This is a genomic window from Halomonas sp. E19 (genome assembly GCF_052439355.1).
Lineage (GTDB): Bacteria > Pseudomonadota > Gammaproteobacteria > Pseudomonadales > Halomonadaceae > Halomonas.
Genome location: NZ_JBNFWU010000001.1, coordinates 109,021 through 125,789 on the forward strand (window position 1 = coordinate 109,021; position 16,769 = coordinate 125,789).

Consider the following 16,769-nt stretch of genomic DNA (forward strand, 5'->3'; position numbering starts at 1 on the left):
GGCGCCGGGGGCAGGACTCACCCCTTGAGCTGATGTGCCTTGACGGGATAACCGCGCTGCTTGTAGGTCTGCCAGCACTCGCGCTTGGCGACGAGCACCTGCTGATGCTGGTTGATGATCTCGGCGACCCGCTCGAAGCGCGAGAACCACTCAGGGATGCCCGGGTCGAGGTTGAGCAGCGCCATGGGCGCTTCGGCGCTGGGCTCGGGCGGCTGTTCCCAGCCGATGGTCACCGCCACGCTCTCGGCCATCTCGCTGCCGAGCAGGGCGTGGGGCAGGTAGGCCTCGGGGCGGAAGGTCCACAGCCGCTCGTCGAGATCACTGGCCATGGCCTCGTCCTCGGCGTGCAGGTGCAGCCGGTAGCCCTTGCCGGCGATGGTCTCGGCCAGTCGACAGGCGAAGTCGAGCCGCGCTTCCAGCGTGGTGTCGGGGAGAATGTAGAAGTCGACCTGGGTCATGGAAGGCTCTCTGACCTCGGTGGCAGAGGGGCTTTGCCGGCGACAGGGTTACGAGGAGGCGCTGTGAACCCATCCCTGGGCGCTACTTTTGCCATCCATAGCAAAAGACCTCCTCTTCACCCTGTCCCCGACGCCCCTCGTCTAGGTAGCAGACTCAAATGTCATTAACGAAGCGTGGATTCCCGTCGCGAGCGATGAGAGGCTGGCCGCCGCCGGAGCGGAGCGACCGGAGTTGACTGTTGCTCAATGAGGATCGTGAGCACCGCCGGCGGCCAGGATCTCGAGCGCAGCAGGGAATCCTTGTCAGATCAGCTTGGTCAACCAACCGTGCTTGTCTTCGGCGCGACCGTACTGCAGATCGAGCAGCTTGCCGCGCAGGCGCTTGGCGATCTCGTTGCCGGCGTCGGGCATCTGCACGGTGCCGTCTTCGGTGACCAGCTGACCCACCGGAGTGATCACCGCCGCGGTGCCGCAGGCGAAGACCTCGGCGATCTCGCCTGAGGCCACACCGTCGCGCCACTCGTCGATGCTGATGGCGCGCTCTTCCGGCGTCAGGCCTTCGTCGCGGCCGAGGGTCAGCACCGAGTCGCGAGTCACGCCCTCGAGAATGGTGTCGGTCAGGCGCGGGGTGACCAGGCGGCCGTCCTTGTAGACGAAGAACAGGTTCATGCCGCCCAGCTCCTCAATCCACTTGTTCTCGGTGGCATCGAGGAAGGCGACCTGGCTGCAGCCGTACTTCTCGGCTTCCTTCTGGGCAGCCAAAGAGGCCGCGTAGTTGCCGCCGCACTTGGCGAAGCCGGTGCCGCCGGGGGCAGCGCGCTTGTAGTGCGAGGAGAGCCAGATCGACACTGGGGCGATGCCGCCCTTGAAGTAGGCGCCGGCCGGGGAGGCGATGACGTAATAGTCGACCTCATGGGCGGGGCGCACGCCGAGGAACTTCTCGCTGGCGATCATGAACGGGCGCAGGTAGAGGCTGGATTCATCGGCCTCGTCGCGGGGTGTCGGCACCCAGGCGTGGTCCTGGGCGAGCAGGGCCTGGAGCGAGCCGACGAAGTCTTCGTCGCTGAGTTCGGGCAGCGCCAGGCGACGGGCGCTGCGGCGGAAGCGCTCGGCGTTCTTCTCCGGGCGGAACGACCAGATCGAGCCGTCGGCGTGGCGGTAGGCCTTGATGCCTTCGAAGATCTCCTGACCGTAGTGCAGGACGGCGGCCGCCGGGTCGAGGGTCAGCGGGCCGTAGGGGCGGACTTCATGGCCGTGCCAGCCGGCCTCGGCCGTCCAGCGCACGTGGGCCATGTGGTCGCTGAAGTAGCGGCCGAAGCCGGGGTTGGCAAGGATGTCGTCGCGAAGGTTGGCTGCCGTGGGAACGGTCGTGGGCAGCATCTTGAAGTTGGCGTTGGGCACGGCAAAGGGTCTCCGCTATGCCGGGATTCCGGCGTTTTCTTGGGGTTCTTCGACGCCTCGGGCCGGCGGCCCGAGGCGTGCATGGCGTCAGATGTAACGGTTGGCGCCCGTGTTGGCAACCTTGGCGGCGTCAGGCGTTGCCATCGACCTGGCGCGACTCTTCCTCGCGGTCGAGCAGATACTGGGTCAGCAGACCCACCGGGCGGCCGCTGGCGCCCTTCTGCTTGCCCGAGGTCCAGGCGGTGCCGGCGATGTCCAGGTGCGCCCAGGGAACTTGTCGGCGAAGCGCGAGAGGAAGCAGGCCGCGGTGATGGTGCCGGCCGGGCGGCCGCCGATATTGGCCATGTCAGCGAAGTTGGAGTCGAGCTGCTCCTTGTACTCGTCCCACAGCGGCAGGTGCCAGGCGCGATCCCAGGCCGCCTCGCCGGCGTCGAGCAGATCCAGCGCCAGATCGTCGTCATTGGAGAGCAGGCCGGTGGCGTGGTGGCCCAGGGCGATGATCGCCGCGCCGGTGAGGGTGGCGATGTCGACCACGCTGGCAGGCTCGAAGCGCTCGGCGTAGGTCAGGGCGTCGCACAGCACCAGGCGCCCCTCGGCGTCGGTGTTGAGCACTTCCACGGTGAGGCCCTTGAGCGTCTTGATGATGTCGCCGGGCTTGGTGGCGCGACCGTCGGGCATGTTCTCGGCGGCGGCGACGATGAACACCAAATTGAGCTTGGGGCGGATGCCGAGTACCGCCTTGGCGGTGCCGAACACGCTGGCCGCGCCGCACATGTCGAACTTCATCTCGTCCATGGCCTCGCCGGGCTTGAGCGAGATGCCGCCGGTATCGAAGGTGATGCCCTTGCCGACCAGTACGTGAGGGCCTCGTCGGCGTTCTCGGCGCCTTGGTACTTCATCACGATCAGCCGCGAGGGCTGCTCGCTGCCGCGGCCCACCGAGAGCAGGCTGTGGGCGCCGAGCTCCTCCAGCGCGGCTTCGTCGAGGATCTCGACCTCGAGGGTGCCGCCCGACTCACGGCCGAGCTGCTCGGCCTGGTCGGCCAGGTAGCTCGGTGTGCAGACGTTGCCCGGCAGGTTGCCCAGGGTGCGGGTATAGGCCACGCCCTGGCCCACGGCGTTGCCGATACGTGCGCCTTCGCGGGTTTCGTCGGCGGCATCGGCCTCGCCAAGCAGCAGGGTGACGCGCTCGAGCCGCGGGCGCGGCGCTTTTTCCGACTTGAACTCGTCGAAGCGGTAGACCGCACGCTGTGCTGCCTCGGCGGTCATGCGCGCCTTCCACGCCACGCCGCGCTCGGCCACCGGCACGTCGACAAAGGCCACCGCGGCGTCTTCCACCGCAAGCCCGGCCACGGCGGTGAAGGCGGCGTCCAGGGCCTTGATGAAGGCGCGCTCCTGACACTTGTCGCGCTCGCCCAGGCCCACCAGCAGCAGGCGCTCGGCGCCGAGGCCGGGGGCGAAGGGAATCAGCTGCACACTGCCGAGCTTGGCATCGAAGTCGCCCCGTGCAATCAGCTGGCCGATCAGCCCCTCGCTGGCATTGTCGAGCTTGGCGGCGGCGGGCAGCAGGTCGCCGCCCTTGAAGACCGGGACCACGAGACAGGCCGATTCGGCCTTGGCAGGGTTGGCCGTGTGAACTGGGAATTCCATGGTGACTCCACAAGACAAGCGATGGGGGATTCTGGATAATGCCGGCACGGCTCCGGGCCACTGCCGAATCACCCCAGTGTACTCAAGGCATGGCGCCATTGCATGGAAGACGCCGCATGATCATCTTTCGATATCTGACCCGCGAGATCCTGCTGACCATGGCCGCCGTCGCCGGCGTGCTGCTGCTGGTCATCATGGGCAGCCGGTTCATTCGCTACTTCACCGACGCCGCCGAGGGCGACATCCCGGCCACCATTCTCGGCAACCTGATGCTCTTTCACCTGCCGGGCTTTCTCGAACTGATTCTGCCGCTGGCGTTCTTTCTCGGCATTTTGCTGGCCTACGGGCAGCTCTATCTCAACAGCGAGATCACCGTACTGGTGGCCTGCGGCATCAGCCCCGCCCGGCTGTTCCAGGTGAGCCTGGTGCCGGCCACCCTGGTGGCGCTGCTGGTGGGGCTGTGCAGCCTGTGGCTGACGCCCGCAGGGGCGCTGCACAACGCGGTGATGCTGGAGGACCAGCGCAGCCGGCTCGACTTCACCGCCCTGGCGCCGGGGCGTTTCCAGGACTTCGGCGGCGGTCGCACCGCCTACACCGAGTCGTTCAGCGATGACGGCAGCCGCATGCAGGAGGTGTTCATCAGTGAACGCCAGCGGCGCCGCGACGGCTCGCCGGAAACCGCCGTGACCCGCGCCGGCAGCGGCTACCAGACCGTCGACCCCGACACCGGCAGCCGCTTCCTGGTGCTGGCCGACGGCGAACGCTACAGCGTCGACCCGGGGCGCTTCGAGGCCGAGCGGCTGGAGTTCGACACCTACGCCGTGCGCCTGTCGCTCGGCGGCGAGCGGCGCGAGCTGGAGTCCACCGAGTACGCCACCACGGCGGAGCTGCTGCGCGACGACTCCGACCGCGCCCGCGCCCAGCTGCAGTGGCGGGTCTCGCTGCCGCTGATGGTGTTCATCCTGACCCTGATGGCGATGCCGCTCTCGCGGGTCAATCCGCGCCAGGGGCGTTTCGCCAAGCTGCTGCCCGCCATCTTCCTGCATATCTGCTACCTCAGCCTGCTGCTGGCGGCGCTGGACGCGATCGGGCGCGGCACGCTGCCGGCGGCGATCGGCATGTGGCCGATCCACCTGGTGTTCCTGGCGCTTGGGCTTGGGCTGTTGATGCACCACCAGCGCAGGGGGATGCGTTGATGGTGGCTGATCGTCTCGACCGCTACATCGCCCGCAACGTGCTGGGGGCGATCATCGTCGTGCAAGTGGTGCTGCTGGGGCTCGATCTGGTGATCTCCTACATCAACGACCTGGATGACGTGGAAGGCAACTACGGCGCCTTCCAGGTGCTGCTCTATCTGCTCATGCGCCTGCCTTGGCGCTTCTATCAGTATGCCCCGGTGGGAGTGCTGATCGGCGCGCTGATCGGCCTGGGCAGCATGGCGTCGAGCAACGAGCTGACGGTGATGCGCGCCGCCGGCCGCTCGCTGGCCCGCATCCTGTGGGGGGTGATGAAGCCGATCATCCTGGTGGTGGCCGTGGTGCTGTTGACTTCGGAGTACGTCAGCCCACGCACCGAGCAGTTCGCCAGCGCCTGGCGCCTGGAACAGCTGCAGGGCGAGGGCGCGGTGCTGACTCAGCGCGGCGGCTGGCAGCGCGAAGGCGACAGCGTCTACCGCTTCGGTGCCATCCGCGCCGACGACACCGTGCTCGACCTGACCCGCTACCGCTTCGAGGGGCGCGAGCTGCGCGAGGCCGTGGTAGCCGAGCGCGCCGTGTGGCGCGACGGCAGCTGGCAGCTGGAAGAGGTGGGCATCACGCGCTTTTTCGACGACCGCACCGAAGCGGAGCACCGTGCCCAGCACCCCTGGGAGACCAGCCTGACCCCGGCCCAGCTCAACCGCTTGCTGCTGCCGATCAACAGTCAGGCGCCCAGCGAGCTGTGGGCCTATGCCCGTTTCCTCCAAGGCCAGGGGCTGCAGGCCACCCAGCCGCTGCTCTACTTCTGGCAGAAGATGCTGATGCCGCTGACCATGGCCTCGCTGGTGCTGGTGGCGGCGTCGTTCGTGTTCGGGCCGCTGCGCACCGTGGCGGCCGGGACGCGGGTCTTCTACGGCGTGATCGTGGGGCTATCGTTCAAGTACCTGCAGGACCTGCTGGCGCCGGCCTCCACCGTGTTCGGCTTCTCGCCGGTGTGGGCGGTACTGTCGCCGATCGTGCTGTGTGCGGCCGTAGGCTTTTACCTGCTGCGCCGCTCGGGATGAGGACGTGCGCCCTGTGCCGCGTCACGCTGCGATGCAATTGAGCGAGGTTTCGATGCAACGACGTTTCACCCAACTCGACGATGTGTGGCCGGCGCCACTCGGAAGGCGGCTCGGCGCGATGCTCTACGACGCCTTCCTGGTTCTCGCAATCTGGATCCTGCTCGGCATCGCCCACGTGGCGTTCCTGCGCTTCATCCTTGGCCTGGCGGCGGAGGAGGTGGGCAGCGGCGTGCTGGAGCGCATCACGCTGCAACTGCTGCTGCTGGCGGGCGCCTTCGCGTTCTTCGCCTATTCGTGGACGCGTGGCGGCATGACGCTGGGCATGCAGGCCTGGCGGCTGCGGGTTCAGACCCGTGACGGCCGCACCATCACGCTGGGGCAGAGCCTGGTGCGCTATCTCGTGGCCTGGCTTTCACTGGCGGCCTTCGGTCTGGGCTACCTGTGGGTGTTGCTCGACGCCGAGCGGCGCAGCTGGCCCGATATCGTCTCGGGAACGCAGGTGGTGGTGGTGCCCAAGCGCTGACTTCGGCGAGGCGAACCCTGACGCTGGTCAAAAAATAAGCGCTTTTCTCTTGCGATAGGCTATGCGAATCATTTACATTAAACCTCGTAAGCACAGCGAGGTGATGCCGATGTACGTATGTCTCTGCAAGGGCGTGTCAGACCGCAAGATCCGCGAGAGCGTGGCGGATGGCGCTCGCAGCTGGCGTGACGTCCAGCGCGATACTGGCTGCGGTACCCAATGCGGAAAATGCGCGTGCGTCGGTAAGACCATCGCCCGCGAGGCGATCAAGAGCGAGCTGATGGCTTCCACCGACGACCTTGCTTACGCCGTCTAGCATCACGGCCGCTCGGCTCCGGCAGGTGCGCTGCCGCTGCGATGCCAATCACTCCCGTTCTTTTTTCGAAGAATCCAACCGATTGTCCCGGTTGGATTTTTTGCATTCTTGCGTTAATACTGTCTAACATGTCTAGTTGGACGTGACGTGGTGTGTTGGGAACTCCGAAGGCCAGACACACAAACAGGCAAGACACCCAGACAGCCAAGAATGGGAGACAGCAATGAAAGGCGACGCCAAGGTCATCGAATACCTCAACAAATCCCTCGGCAACGAGCTGGTGGCGATCAATCAGTACTTTCTGCATGCCAAGATGTACAAGGACTGGGGTCTGAAGGCGCTGGCCAAGTGGGAGTACGACGAGTCCATCGACGAGATGAAGCATGCCGACAAGCTGATCGAGCGCATCCTGTTCCTCGAGGGCGTGCCCAACCTGCAGGACCTCGGCAAGCTGCATATCGGCGAGAACGTGCGCGAGATGCTCGAGAGCGATCTCAAGATCGAGCACGATGGCCGCAACGACTATATCGAAGCCATCTCCTACTGTGAGCAGGTCAAGGACTACGTCACCCGTGACCTGTTCCGCGAGATTCTGGCCGACGAGGAAGACCACATCGACCACATCGAGACCGAGCTCGGCCTGATCGACAAGGTCGGCATCGAGAACTACATGCTCAAGCAGATGCAGGAAGCCGGCGACGAGTAACGTAGCCGGCGCTCGTACTGCCAAGACCCACGGCACCGGCTCTCGTCGGTGCCGTTTTCATTTGCGTTGTCTACGACAGTTACGCCGGCCTCGGTATTGGTGCGCATGGACTGCGGCATCGAGTCGCCGGCCGACCTGGCCGGCAGGTCGCTCACCGCCCCGGCCTTCGACACCCGCTATCGGGCTTGGGGGGTGTCATTCCGGAGAAGCAGATTACGGGGGTGGTCGCATCACGGCTAGCGTCAAGGGAGAAGCTAAAACGCTTTCTCCAGCTCGAAGCGCGGCACCGGCTCGCCGCGCACTTCGACGGTCTCGGTGAACATGGCGAGCGGGCGCACCCACAGGCCGTAATCGCCGTACAGCGCGCGGTAGACCACCAGCGGCTCTTCGGTCTCGCTGTGGTGGGCCACGCCGAGCACCTCGTAGCGGTTGCCCTTGTAATGGCTGTAGATGCCGGGAACGGGAAGAGAGTGAGACATCACGCACGACTCCAGGTCAGGGGGCGAAGTTGTCAGGGGAGACATTGCCAGGTGCGTCGACGCTCTCAGCCTGGCGTGCCAGGCGCGCCAGCACCCGGGAGGCAGCGACGAAGCCGAAGCTGCCAGTGACGAAGGTGGCGGCGCCGAAGCCGGAGGCGCAATCGAGCCGGGTCGATTCGCCGCCGGCCGGCTTCTGCAGGCAGACTTCCCCGTCCGCGCTTGGATAGACCAGCTGCTCATCGGAATAGACGCACTCCACGGCGAAGCGCCGCTTGGGGTTGCGCGAGAAGCCGTAATCCCGGCGCAGCCGGGCGCGCACCTTGGCCAGCAGCGGGTCGTGCTCGGTACGGGTGAGGTCGGCCACCATGATGCGCGTGGGATCGGTCTGGCCGCCGGCGGCGCCAGCCACCACGATAGGCAGCTTGCGCCGTCGGCACCAGGCGATCAGCGCTGCCTTGGCCGCCACGCTGTCGATGGCGTCGACCACGTAGTCGGCGTCGTCGGGGATGCGCTCGGCCAGGTTGGTCGGGGTGACGAAGGCGGCGTCGGCCACCACCTCGATGCCGGGCTGGATGGCTCGGCAGCGCTCGGCCAGCACTGCCACCTTGGGGCGGCCAATCTGGCCGTCCAGCGCGTGCAGCTGGCGGTTGACGTTGGAGACACACACATCGTCGAGGTCGATCAGCGTGAGCCGGCCGATGCCGGAGCGGGCCAGCGCCTCCACGGTCCAACTGCCGACGCCGCCCACGCCCACCACCACCACATGGGCGGTGCGGAAGCGCTCGAACGCGCGGTTGCCGTAAAGGCGGCGAATGCCGCCGAAGCGCAGCGCATGGTCGTCCTGCGCGGCGGGCGAAACGGGGGAGGGCAGACGGGGCGGTCATGGGGGTGCGGGGCGTCTCCGGGTTGAAACGGGTGAACTCAGGCCGGGCAAGGCGCAGCGGTTGCCGGCCAGCTGGCGCGGTCGACCGGCAGGTGGCCGGCCCAGCCGAAGCGCTCGAACAGCGCCGTCATGGGCGCGTCCAGGCGGCAGCTCAGGCTCAGCCACGCGCCGTTTTCCGGGTGGGCGAAGCCCAGTTCGACGGCGGCCAGCAGCAGCCGCGGGCAGGCCAGGCGTTCAGCGAAGAAGCGGTTGTGGTTGCCCTTGCCGTGCTTGGCATCGCCGATGATCGGATAGCCGCGCCGCGAGAGGTGGCGGCGAATCTGATGGCGCCGTCCGGTCTGCGGGCGCACCTCCATCAGTGAATAGCGGCTCATGGGGTAGCGGTCCACCTGCACCGGCAGCTCTACGCTGTCGAGCCGGCGCACCTCGGTCACGGCCTCCAGCGCCGGCATCTCCGCCTTGGGCCGGCGGCCGTCCTCCTCGCGCAGGGCGTAGTCGAGCCGCTCCTGGGCGGGCCCAACGCCGCGCACCACGGCAAGGTAGCGCTTGGCCACGTGGCGCTCGGTGAAAGCCTCGCCCAGCCGCGCCGCAGTGGCGGGCTCGAGGGCAAAGACCATCACGCCGGAGGTAGGGCGGTCCAGCCGGTGAACTGGATAGACGCGTTGGCCCAGCTGGTCGCGCAGGCGCTGCAGCAGGAATTCGCGCTCGCCGCCGGCCAGCGGCGAGCGATGCACCAGCAGGCCCGCCGGCTTGTGCACGGCAACCAGCCAGTCGTCCTGGTAAAGCAGCGGCAGCGCTTGTGCCATCGGGCCCGTCTCCTGTCGGCGAGGGGCGCCATTGTCGCCGCCCGGCCCGGGATTGTCACCCCGCGCCGGGTGGCGCTCATTCGCTGTCCTGGCACTGGCCGCGTAGCTGAATGGCATGGGCGATGCGCTCGATGCCCTGGCGATAGGCGGCCTTGCGATAGGAGATGCCGTCACGCTCGGCGCGCTCGAACACCTTGTCGCTCTGCGCCTTCAGGCGCTTGGCCAGCCGCTTGTTGATATCCTCTTCGGCCCAGCGCTCGCCGCTACGGTTCTGGACCCACTCGTAATAGCTGACGATCACCCCGCCGGTGTTGGCCAGTACGTCGGGCAGCACCGGTACGCCGCGCTCTTCCAGGCGCACATCGGCCTGACCGGTGACCGGGCCGTTGGCGATCTCCAGAACGGCGCCGCAGCGCAGCTGGTCGACGTTCTCCTCATGTACTTGGTTCTCCAGCGCAGCCAGGGCGAGCACGTCGACCTTGAGGGTGAGCAGCTCGTCGCGCTCCAATTTTTCCACGTTCTCGGCGATGCACACGGAATCGTCGCAGTAGACCATGTCGTGCAGCCGCTTGTTGCGCTCTTTCTGCTCCATGATGGCGTCGGGGTCGAGGCCTTCGCGGCTGTAGATCGTGCCCTTGGAGTCGGACACCGCGACGATCCGATAGCCCCGCTCATGGGCCAGGCGGGCGAAGTGGTACGCGGCGTTGCCGAAGCCCTGGATGGCCACCGTGGTCTGTTCGGGCTTGCGCTGCTCACGCTCGGCCCACAGGTCGAGCACGTGCAGGGCGCCGCGTCCGGTGGCGGCTACCCGGCCCTGCGAGCCGCCCAGCGCCGGCGGCTTGCCGGTGATGGCGGCCGGCACCTTGCCGCGCGCAAGGTGATCGAACTCGTCGGCCATCCAGCCCATCACGGTGGCGTTGGTATTGACGTCCGGTGCGGGAATGTCGCGCTCAGGGCCTACCACATCGGCGATGGCGCGAATGTAGCTGCGTGCCAGCCGCTCCAGCTCCAGCTTAGACAGCTGCTTGGGGTCCACCTTCACGCCCCCTTGCCGCCGCCGTAGGGCAGGTCGACCACGGCGCACTTCACCGCCATCCAGAAGCTCAGCGTGGTCACTTCGGCCTGGCTTACGTCGGGATGAAAGCGAATGCCGCCCTTGGCCGGTCCCAGGGTGGTGTCGTACTGCACCCGCCAGCCGGGAAAGACCTTGAGGCTGCCGTCATCCATGCGCACCGGCACGCTGACCTGCAGCGACAGGTTGGGCTGCATCAGGCGTTCCCTGGCGTCACCAGGCACGTCGATGGCGGCGAAGACGTCCTCCAGGTGCGAGCGCGCATCCTCGAACAGGTTGGCATGTTCCATCTGCCCTGACATGGCTTCCTCCTCCAGCGGGGTGAACGAGCCTCCTGCTTCAGCGTAGCAGCAACGCCGCGGGGCGGGCCAAAAGCCGGAATAACATAATGTTTCAGCTGGTTGCGTGTTGACGCACTATCTTGAGCAGACACGCGTACAAGGAGGGTCCGCATGCATCGACTGGCTCGAAGCGCGCTGCTCTGGAGCGGTGCCTATCTGCTGCTGGCACTGCTGCCCATTGCCGTGGTGCTGCTCACGCGCCCACCCGCCGGGCGTGAGCTGGGTGCCGAACTCGGTGCGCTGCTGGGGCTGCTGGCCCTTGGCGTACTGGCCAGCCAGGCGGTGATCTCGGGGCGCCATCGCTGGTTTGCCGCGACCCTCGGCTACGACAACCTTCTGCAGTTTCATCGCCAGACCGGCATCTTCGCCCTGCTACTGGTGCTGGCGCATCCCATCGTCATGCTCTCGACGCGTCCCGGCTGGCTCGAGTATCTCGACCCGCGAGAGGACACCCTGCGTGCGGTGACGCTGATCCTGCTGGTCGCGGCCACGCTGGCACTAGTGGCCAGCTCGCTGTGGCGCACTCGCTTCGGGCTCTCCTATGAAGCGTGGCGCGCGCTGCACGGCGCGCTGACGCTGTTCATCGTGGCCGGCGGGCTGGGGCATGCCGTCATGGTGCAGCACTACACCGAGGGGCGGTCGCCACGCTGCTGCTCGGCGCGGTAGTGGGGCTTTCGCTGCTGCTCGTCGTCGAATCGCGTCTGTTGCGGCCCTGGCGCCTGCGCAGGCGCCCCTGGCGAATCGTGGCCAACGAGCCCGAACGCGGCGACGCCGCCACCCTGACCCTGCAGGCCGAAGGCGACCACCGGCTAAACTTCGCCCCCGGCCAGTTCATCTGGATCACTCTGGGCGACACGCCCTTCTCGCTGCAGCAACACCCGTTCTCGGTGGCCTCCTCGGCCAGTGACGGCAAGCGCTTCGCCTTCACCGCCAAGCGCCTAGGCGATTTCACCAACTCCCTGCCCGAGGTGGCGCCGGGTACGTGCGCCTTCGTCGAAGGCCCCTACGGCACCTTCGTGCCCGACCCGGAGAATGCTTCCGGCGCAGGTGCTGATCGCCGGCGGCATCGGCGTTACCCCGATCATGAGCATCCTGCGCTCGCTGCGCGACCAGGGCGATACGCGCCCACTGTGGCTGCTGTATGCCAACAAGACCTGGGAGGACGCCACCTTCCGCGACGAGCTGGCTGAGCTGGAGGAGTGCCTCGACCTCGACGTCATCCATGTGATCAGCGATCCCGAGCCCGAGTGGAAAGGCGAGAGCGGCAAGATCGACGAGGCGCTGGTGAAACGGCGGCTGCCACGCGACGACGGGCGCCGGCAGTACTTCATCTGCGGCCCGGAGCCGCTGATGAATGCCGCCGAAAAGGCCCTGATTGCCCAGGGTGTGGCCCCCACCCACATCTTTTCCGACCGCTTCGATATCGTCTAGGAGGTGCCATGCTGCATGTGATTGCCAAGTGGGCGGGGACCCTGGCCAGCGTGATCCTGCTGCTGATCGTCCTGACGCTGGCGCTGTGGTTGGCGGCATGATGCCGCACGGCGCCGGCTCGGGCTGGCCATGACCCGCTGGCGTCGGGCATGATCAAACCCCGGCTCCCCGCGGTGAGATCCCCATGACCCCCGAAAGCGCGCTGCTCTACTTCCTGGCCATCTTCGTCTTTGCCGTGACCCCGGGCCCCGGCATCTTCGCCATCCTGGCCCGCGGCATGGCCTCGGGGGCGCGTGCCTGCTGGCCCTGGCGCTAGGCATGACGCTCAGCGACCTGTTCTACCTGCTGCTGGCCTTCCACGGCCTGGCGGTGCTGGCCGAGCATTACAGCGAGGCGTTCACGCTGATCCGCTATGCCGGTGCCGCTTACCTCTTCTACCTGGCCTGGAAGCTGTGGCGCTCGCCGGTCGGCGCCGCCGCCGCGCTGGCCGTGGTGCCCCGTCGCAGCGACATCGTGAAGGGGTTCCTGCAGGGCTTCCTCATCTCCGCCTCCAACCCCAAAGTCATCCTGTTCTACATCGCCTTCCTGCCGACCTTCGTCGACCTGACCGCCCTGGCCGCGGGGGACATGCCGCTGACCGTCGCCCTGACCTTCGCCGGGCTGATGCTCGGCCTGATGCTGGTGGCCGCGGGAGCCGGCGGTGCCCGCCGCTTCCTGCAGACCGAGCGCGCCATGCGGGGCGCCAACCGCTCCGCCGGGGCGCTGATGGCGGCTGCCGGGGCTTTTCTCGTCGCCAAGGGGTGAGGCGGGTCGGTTGGCCGACGGAGTTGACCCACGCTACTCCGCGCTGAGCAGCAGCGTATAGTGCCCGCTTTCGCTGTTGCCGTAGGCGCGGGCCGTGGTGCGGTAGGTGCCTGCCGCCAGGTGGGCGCTGATACGGGCGTTGAGCTCGCCGCCGCCGTCGTCGTCGCTGAGCGCTAGGCCTTCGCCTTCCAACTCCAGGAAGGCGTCGAAATCCTTCGAATGCAGGTCCAGGCGATAGGGGCCGGGTTCCTCGATCACTACCTCGTAGACGCTGCGGGAGCCCGGTTCGAGCCAGGCCTGAACGGCGCTGCCGATGCCGAGCCGGCCATTGCCGGGCTGGGCCTCCAGGGGATCGCCGCGGCGCGCAGCTCGAACAGGCCGCTGCCGCTGCCGCTATGGCTGCGCGCCGCCACCTCGTAGCGCCCCGCCGGCAGCGGCTGCAGCAGCCGGGCGTTCAGCCCTTCGCCGCCGTCGTCATCGCTGACGAAGAGGTCGTCGCCGCGCAGCTCCAGGAAGGCATCGAAGTCGGCGGAGAGCAGGTCGAGGGTGACCGCGGCGGGCGTCTCCAGCGCCAGGCGATACACCAGCGGCGAGCCGCTGAACCACCCGTGCAGGGGTTCGTCGATCCGCAGCTCGCCGCTGTTGCGCAGGGCTTCGCCAGAGGCGGTTTCGTGCGGGCCTAGCCGCAGAGTGTAGAGGCCGCTGGCCTGGCCATAGGCCGCGCGCGCGGTGAGGCGATACTCGCCGGCTTCGAGGAAGTCGGCGATGCGTGCATCAAGCTGGCCGGCGCTGTCGTCATCCTCGCGGCGGTAGCCGTTGGGGCCTTCCAGCACCAGGTAGGCATCCAGGTCGCTCGAACGCATCTCGAACTGGTACAGGCCGCTCTCCTCGATGGTCACCGTATAGGTGTCGCCGCCCTCCTGCAGCCAGCCGTCGGCCTGGGACGGCATGGCCAGGGTGTCGCTTGTGGTGAGCGTCATCTGCCGGCTGGCCAGGGTGTAGGGGCCGTAGCTGTGCACATCCTGCCCGCTGATCACCACCAGGTAGTCGCCGCTCTCGTCGATGCGCCGGCGCAGTGAGGTGGCGGCCGGAGCGACATGGCTGTCCTGCGCCGGGCCGGCGACCAGCAGCTGTTGGTGGGCATCGTAGAGCGCCAGGGCGCCCTGCAGCGGGCCGTCGAGCTCGAGTTCGAGCAGTGTGCCCCGCTCCAGCGGCAGCAGGTAGCGTTCGAAGCGGCTGCCGTCCTTGCCGTTGAGTTCGCTGGCGGTGGTGATCTCGCCGCGCTGGCGCTCGCCGAGCACCAGCCGCGGCGGGGCGGCGACCTCGGCGTGGACGTCGTCGATGACCGGGAGGGTGTCGGGCGCGGTGGCGGGCAGCTGCCAGCCAACGACGAAGCCGACGGCGCCACCACCCAGGGCGGCGAGGGGCACGGAATAGGCGCGAGTGGCCATGGGCGCTTCCTTGGTGAAGGGCAGGGGGCGAGGCGGACCCGCCGGCAGAAGGTGACATCGTGTAACCATTATATGGCGCGCCGCCGCCGAGCGGTATGCGCCCGGCCGGCGCTTGCACTCTGTGCGCGCTTGGCCACACTGGTGAGCGACATTCATTCGCGACAGAGGAAACGCCATGGCTTCCTGCGTAGTGATCACCGGCGCCAATCGCGGCATCGGCCTGGCCCTGGCCCGCCACTATCACGATGAGGGCTGGCACGTCATCGGCGTGTGCCGCGCCGCGTCGAGCGAGCTCGAGGAGGTGGCCGACCAGGTGATCGAGGGAATCGACGTGACCCAGCCCGAGCACGCCGCCCGGCTGGCGGAAGCGTTGCGGGGGCAGGCGATCGATCTGCTGATCAACAATGCCGGCCTGCTGCGCGACGAGTCACTGGGTACGCTCGACTTCGACTCGATACGCGAGCAGATGGAGGTCAACGCCTATGGTCCGCTGCGCGTGACCGAGGCGCTGCTGGACAACCTTGGCCAGGGCAGCAAGGTCGCCAACGTCACCAGCCGCATGGGCTCGATCGCCGACAACGACTCCGGCGGGCGCTACGGCTACCGTGCCTCCAAGGCGGCGCTCAACGCCTTCGGCAAGTCGCTGGCCATCGACCTCAAGCCCAGGGGCATCGCGGTGGCCCAGCTCCATCCCGGCTACGTGCAGACCCGCATGGTCAACTTCGGTGGGCTGATCCCGCCCGAGAAAGCGGCCTCCGGCATCGCGGCGCGCATCGCAGCGCTGACGCTCGAGACCAGCGGCGGCTTCTGGCACAGCAACGGCGAAGCGCTGCCCTGGTAGGCTTGCCGTGCGAGGCGGTATCAGCTGGCCAGTTAAAGGTCATTCCAGCAAGTCGAGTCAGTCAAACGCCATAGGCGCGCGCTGACGCATGGGGCATCTCCCGAGCCTGGTCGAGGGTGGAAAGGAAAGTGTCGGCAACGGCCGGCCAGCCGCAGGCCTGCACGCGCAGGCGCGCCGCGCGGCCCATCTGGGCGTAGCGGGCAGGCAGCTGGCATAGCGCAACGGCGGTGTCGCGGAAGCCCTCGGCGTCGTCGATGGGCAAGGTGACGCCACCGACGCCGCTCTCGATCAGTTCGGCGGCAGCAGCATGGCGAAAGGCCACCACCGCCAGACCGCTGGCCATCGCTTCCGGCACCACGTTGCCCCAGGTTTCGGAGAGCGAGGGGAACAGGAACAGGTCGGCGCTGGCGTAGTGGCGCGCCAGCGCATCCGGTGGAATGAAGCCGGTGAAATGCGCCCGCGGCAGGGCCTTCTCCAGCGAGCGCCGCGACGGGCCGTCGCCGACGATCACCTGCGCCATGTCGGGCCGGGCAGCGCGCATGGCGTGCAGCGTCTCGCACAGCAGACCGAGGTTTTTTCCGGGGCCAGCCGCCCGACGTGGAGCGCCACCGGGCTATGCGCATCGGCGCCCCAGCGCTGGCGCAGCGCCTGGCAGCGCAGCGTCGGCGAGAAGCGGGCAGGGTCGACGCCGCGGCCCATCACGGCCAGGCGCTTGAAGCCGAGCCGGGCGAGCGCCTGGGCCTGGCGCTGGGTAGGCACCAGCGTGGCGTGGCAGGCGTCGTGGAACTGGCGCAGGCCGTGTAGCAGCAGCGGGGCCAGCCAGGGCACGCCGTAGTTACGGCAGTAGTGGTCGAAGTTGGTGTGCCAGCCGGCCACCAGGGGAATACCCAGGCGCCGTGCAGCGCGGCGAGCCGACCAGCCCAGCGGGCCCTGTGTGGCCAGGTAGACCACGTCGGGGCGTTGCTGTCGCCACAGCGCCTGGATGCGCCGCGTGGCGGGCAGTCCCAGGCGCACGGCGGGGTAGCCGGGCATGCCAATCCCTTTCACCTGCAGCTCGGCCTGCATGCCGGGGTGCGCCGCCCGGGCGTACCCTCAGCCGGCCGGGGCCGAATCAGCTGCAGCGCTACGCTGCGCCCGAGCAATTCCCGGCTCAGGTGGTCGAGCGTATGGGCGACACCGTTGATGTCGGGCGCCCAAGTTTCGCTGACAAGACAGATGCGCATGGTAACCTCGCGTCCGTGGATCTGCCAGGAGTGTGCGCGACGCGAACTGACGGCGTGGTGGCAGCGCGATGATGAGTCGATGACGGGCCTGGCAACGAGATCACAAGCGATCTGTCGCCGAGCTG

Annotated in this window: 21 protein-coding genes and 3 pseudogenes; 11 read left to right on the forward strand and 13 right to left on the reverse strand. The window is 67.7% G+C overall.

What is annotated here, in order from left to right; all coding sequences use genetic code 11:
* Positions 1–17: 17 nt before the first annotated feature.
* The 3 genes and pseudogenes from ACUDAL_RS00605 to ACUDAL_RS00615 form a co-directional block, all read right to left on the reverse strand.
* Positions 18–458: a DNA polymerase III subunit chi gene (locus ACUDAL_RS00605; RefSeq protein ID WP_086508068.1), complete on the reverse strand. Its 441-nt coding sequence runs from the start codon at positions 456–458 to the stop codon at positions 18–20.
* Between the two features lie 303 nt (positions 459–761).
* Positions 762–1,838 carry a branched-chain amino acid aminotransferase gene (locus ACUDAL_RS00610; protein WP_444679263.1) on the reverse strand — a complete coding sequence of 359 codons (1,077 nt, stop codon included), beginning with the start codon at positions 1,836–1,838 and terminating at the stop codon, positions 762–764.
* Between the two features lie 151 nt (positions 1,839–1,989).
* Positions 1,990–3,508 (reverse strand): annotated as a pseudogene (locus tag ACUDAL_RS00615) (leucyl aminopeptidase).
* Between the two features lie 116 nt (positions 3,509–3,624).
* Here ACUDAL_RS00615 and lptF point away from each other — a divergent pair.
* From lptF to bfr, 5 genes are all read left to right on the forward strand, one after another.
* Positions 3,625–4,704: an LPS export ABC transporter permease LptF gene (gene lptF, locus ACUDAL_RS00620; protein ID WP_444676751.1), complete on the forward strand. Its 1,080-nt coding sequence runs from the start codon at positions 3,625–3,627 to the stop codon at positions 4,702–4,704.
* Positions 4,704–5,768, forward strand: a complete 1,065-nt coding sequence (gene lptG, locus ACUDAL_RS00625) for an LPS export ABC transporter permease LptG (protein ID WP_444676752.1) — start codon at positions 4,704–4,706, stop codon at positions 5,766–5,768. Before lptF ends, lptG begins: the two co-directional genes overlap by 1 nt.
* Before the next feature lie 52 nt (positions 5,769–5,820).
* A complete protein-coding gene (locus ACUDAL_RS00630) occupies positions 5,821–6,291 on the forward strand; it encodes an RDD family protein (RefSeq protein WP_444676753.1) in 471 nt (156 codons plus the stop codon).
* A gap of 109 nt (positions 6,292–6,400) precedes the next feature.
* Complete coding sequence (locus tag ACUDAL_RS00635) at positions 6,401–6,607, forward strand: (2Fe-2S)-binding protein (protein WP_444676754.1); 207 nt, start codon at positions 6,401–6,403, stop codon at positions 6,605–6,607.
* A gap of 223 nt (positions 6,608–6,830) precedes the next feature.
* Positions 6,831–7,313 carry a bacterioferritin gene (gene bfr, locus ACUDAL_RS00640; protein ID WP_444676755.1) on the forward strand — a complete coding sequence of 161 codons (483 nt, stop codon included), beginning with the start codon at positions 6,831–6,833 and terminating at the stop codon, positions 7,311–7,313.
* 254 nt (positions 7,314–7,567) lie between these two features.
* On the opposite strand, the gene ACUDAL_RS00645 is transcribed toward bfr, so the two are convergent.
* From ACUDAL_RS00645 to ACUDAL_RS00665, 5 genes and pseudogenes are all read right to left on the reverse strand, one after another.
* Positions 7,568–7,792 carry a DUF1653 domain-containing protein gene (locus tag ACUDAL_RS00645; protein WP_444676756.1) on the reverse strand — a complete coding sequence of 75 codons (225 nt, stop codon included), beginning with the start codon at positions 7,790–7,792 and terminating at the stop codon, positions 7,568–7,570.
* 16 nt (positions 7,793–7,808) lie between these two features.
* Positions 7,809–8,621, reverse strand: a complete 813-nt coding sequence (tcdA, locus tag ACUDAL_RS00650) for a tRNA cyclic N6-threonylcarbamoyladenosine(37) synthase TcdA (protein ID WP_444679264.1) — start codon at positions 8,619–8,621, stop codon at positions 7,809–7,811.
* A gap of 92 nt (positions 8,622–8,713) precedes the next feature.
* On the reverse strand, positions 8,714–9,481 hold the full coding sequence (locus ACUDAL_RS00655) for a pseudouridine synthase (RefSeq protein ID WP_444676757.1): 768 nt from the start codon (positions 9,479–9,481) through the stop codon (positions 8,714–8,716).
* 76 nt (positions 9,482–9,557) lie between these two features.
* Positions 9,558–10,388: a Glu/Leu/Phe/Val family dehydrogenase gene (locus ACUDAL_RS00660; RefSeq protein ID WP_444679265.1), complete on the reverse strand. Its 831-nt coding sequence runs from the start codon at positions 10,386–10,388 to the stop codon at positions 9,558–9,560.
* Positions 10,389–10,421: 33 nt separating this feature from the next.
* Positions 10,422–10,855, reverse strand: a pseudogene (locus tag ACUDAL_RS00665) (Glu/Leu/Phe/Val family dehydrogenase); the annotation flags it as partial.
* Positions 10,856–11,005: 150 nt separating this feature from the next.
* Between ACUDAL_RS00665 and ACUDAL_RS00670 the strand changes: the two are divergent.
* The 5 genes and pseudogenes from ACUDAL_RS00670 to ACUDAL_RS00690 all read left to right on the forward strand — a co-directional run bounded on the left by ACUDAL_RS00670 (position 11,006) and on the right by ACUDAL_RS00690 (position 13,129).
* Positions 11,006–11,560 carry a ferric reductase-like transmembrane domain-containing protein gene (locus ACUDAL_RS00670; RefSeq protein WP_444676758.1) on the forward strand — a complete coding sequence of 185 codons (555 nt, stop codon included), beginning with the start codon at positions 11,006–11,008 and terminating at the stop codon, positions 11,558–11,560.
* Between the two features lie 77 nt (positions 11,561–11,637).
* Positions 11,638–11,850, forward strand: a pseudogene (locus tag ACUDAL_RS00675) (ferredoxin reductase family protein); the annotation flags it as partial.
* 76 nt (positions 11,851–11,926) lie between these two features.
* Positions 11,927–12,325 (forward strand): ferredoxin--NADP reductase, encoded by a 399-nt coding sequence (locus ACUDAL_RS00680; RefSeq protein ID WP_444676759.1) that lies wholly within the window; start codon positions 11,927–11,929, stop codon positions 12,323–12,325.
* A 184-nt stretch (positions 12,326–12,509) separates the two neighbouring features.
* On the forward strand, positions 12,510–12,641 hold the full coding sequence (locus tag ACUDAL_RS00685) for a hypothetical protein (RefSeq protein WP_444676760.1): 132 nt from the start codon (positions 12,510–12,512) through the stop codon (positions 12,639–12,641).
* 2 nt (positions 12,642–12,643) lie between these two features.
* Positions 12,644–13,129 carry a LysE family translocator gene (locus ACUDAL_RS00690; RefSeq protein ID WP_444676761.1) on the forward strand — a complete coding sequence of 162 codons (486 nt, stop codon included), beginning with the start codon at positions 12,644–12,646 and terminating at the stop codon, positions 13,127–13,129.
* Positions 13,130–13,162: 33 nt separating this feature from the next.
* Here the strand turns inward: ACUDAL_RS00690 and ACUDAL_RS00695 are convergent, their stop codons facing one another.
* Both ACUDAL_RS00695 and ACUDAL_RS00700 read right to left on the reverse strand, forming a co-directional pair.
* A complete protein-coding gene (locus ACUDAL_RS00695) occupies positions 13,163–13,387 on the reverse strand; it encodes a hypothetical protein (RefSeq protein ID WP_444676762.1) in 225 nt (74 codons plus the stop codon).
* Positions 13,387–14,580 (reverse strand): hypothetical protein, encoded by a 1,194-nt coding sequence (locus ACUDAL_RS00700; protein WP_444676763.1) that lies wholly within the window; start codon positions 14,578–14,580, stop codon positions 13,387–13,389. The genes ACUDAL_RS00695 and ACUDAL_RS00700 overlap by 1 nt, the downstream gene beginning before the upstream one ends.
* A 175-nt stretch (positions 14,581–14,755) precedes the next feature.
* Between ACUDAL_RS00700 and ACUDAL_RS00705 the strand changes: the two genes are divergently transcribed.
* A complete protein-coding gene (locus ACUDAL_RS00705) occupies positions 14,756–15,421 on the forward strand; it encodes an SDR family oxidoreductase (protein ID WP_444676764.1) in 666 nt (221 codons plus the stop codon).
* 61 nt (positions 15,422–15,482) lie between these two features.
* Here ACUDAL_RS00705 and ACUDAL_RS00710 read toward each other — a convergent pair whose 3' ends face one another.
* The 3 genes from ACUDAL_RS00710 to ACUDAL_RS00720 are packed head-to-tail and all read right to left on the reverse strand — an operon-like array spanning position 15,483 to position 16,644.
* Entirely contained in the window at positions 15,483–15,962 is a 480-nt protein-coding gene (locus tag ACUDAL_RS00710; RefSeq protein ID WP_444676765.1) for a glycosyltransferase, read from the reverse strand.
* Positions 15,929–16,468 carry a glycosyltransferase gene (locus tag ACUDAL_RS00715; protein ID WP_444676766.1) on the reverse strand — a complete coding sequence of 180 codons (540 nt, stop codon included), beginning with the start codon at positions 16,466–16,468 and terminating at the stop codon, positions 15,929–15,931. The genes ACUDAL_RS00710 and ACUDAL_RS00715 overlap by 34 nt, the downstream gene beginning before the upstream one ends.
* Positions 16,465–16,644, reverse strand: coding sequence for a hypothetical protein (locus ACUDAL_RS00720; protein WP_444676767.1), 180 nt, complete (start codon positions 16,642–16,644; stop codon positions 16,465–16,467). The genes ACUDAL_RS00715 and ACUDAL_RS00720 overlap by 4 nt, the downstream gene beginning before the upstream one ends.
* Positions 16,645–16,769 lie beyond the last annotated feature (125 nt).

Bases quoted from the DNA above. Each gene is read 5' to 3' on its own strand.
- ACUDAL_RS00605 (WP_086508068.1), bottom strand. From the start codon at position 458: ATGACCCAGGTCGACTTCTACATTCTCCCCGACACCACGCTGGAAGCG.
- ACUDAL_RS00610 (WP_444679263.1), bottom strand. From the start codon at position 1,838: ATGCTGCCCACGACCGTTCCCACGGCAGCCAACCTTCGCGACGACATC.
- lptF (WP_444676751.1), top strand. From the start codon at position 3,625: ATGATCATCTTTCGATATCTGACCCGCGAGATCCTGCTGACCATGGCC.
- lptG (WP_444676752.1), top strand. From the start codon at position 4,704: ATGGTGGCTGATCGTCTCGACCGCTACATCGCCCGCAACGTGCTGGGG.
- ACUDAL_RS00630 (WP_444676753.1), top strand. From the start codon at position 5,821: ATGCAACGACGTTTCACCCAACTCGACGATGTGTGGCCGGCGCCACTC.
- ACUDAL_RS00635 (WP_444676754.1), top strand. From the start codon at position 6,401: ATGTACGTATGTCTCTGCAAGGGCGTGTCAGACCGCAAGATCCGCGAG.
- bfr (WP_444676755.1), top strand. From the start codon at position 6,831: ATGAAAGGCGACGCCAAGGTCATCGAATACCTCAACAAATCCCTCGGC.
- ACUDAL_RS00645 (WP_444676756.1), bottom strand. From the start codon at position 7,792: ATGTCTCACTCTCTTCCCGTTCCCGGCATCTACAGCCATTACAAGGGC.
- ACUDAL_RS00655 (WP_444676757.1), bottom strand. From the start codon at position 9,481: ATGGCACAAGCGCTGCCGCTGCTTTACCAGGACGACTGGCTGGTTGCC.
- ACUDAL_RS00660 (WP_444679265.1), bottom strand. From the start codon at position 10,388: ATGGGCTGGATGGCCGACGAGTTCGATCACCTTGCGCGCGGCAAGGTG.
- ACUDAL_RS00670 (WP_444676758.1), top strand. From the start codon at position 11,006: ATGCATCGACTGGCTCGAAGCGCGCTGCTCTGGAGCGGTGCCTATCTG.
- ACUDAL_RS00680 (WP_444676759.1), top strand. From the start codon at position 11,927: ATGCTTCCGGCGCAGGTGCTGATCGCCGGCGGCATCGGCGTTACCCCG.
- ACUDAL_RS00685 (WP_444676760.1), top strand. From the start codon at position 12,510: ATGACCCCCGAAAGCGCGCTGCTCTACTTCCTGGCCATCTTCGTCTTT.
- ACUDAL_RS00690 (WP_444676761.1), top strand. From the start codon at position 12,644: ATGACGCTCAGCGACCTGTTCTACCTGCTGCTGGCCTTCCACGGCCTG.
- ACUDAL_RS00700 (WP_444676763.1), bottom strand. From the start codon at position 14,580: ATGGCCACTCGCGCCTATTCCGTGCCCCTCGCCGCCCTGGGTGGTGGC.
- ACUDAL_RS00705 (WP_444676764.1), top strand. From the start codon at position 14,756: ATGGCTTCCTGCGTAGTGATCACCGGCGCCAATCGCGGCATCGGCCTG.
- ACUDAL_RS00710 (WP_444676765.1), bottom strand. From the start codon at position 15,962: ATGCGCGCTGCCCGGCCCGACATGGCGCAGGTGATCGTCGGCGACGGC.
- ACUDAL_RS00720 (WP_444676767.1), bottom strand. From the start codon at position 16,644: ATGCGCATCTGTCTTGTCAGCGAAACTTGGGCGCCCGACATCAACGGT.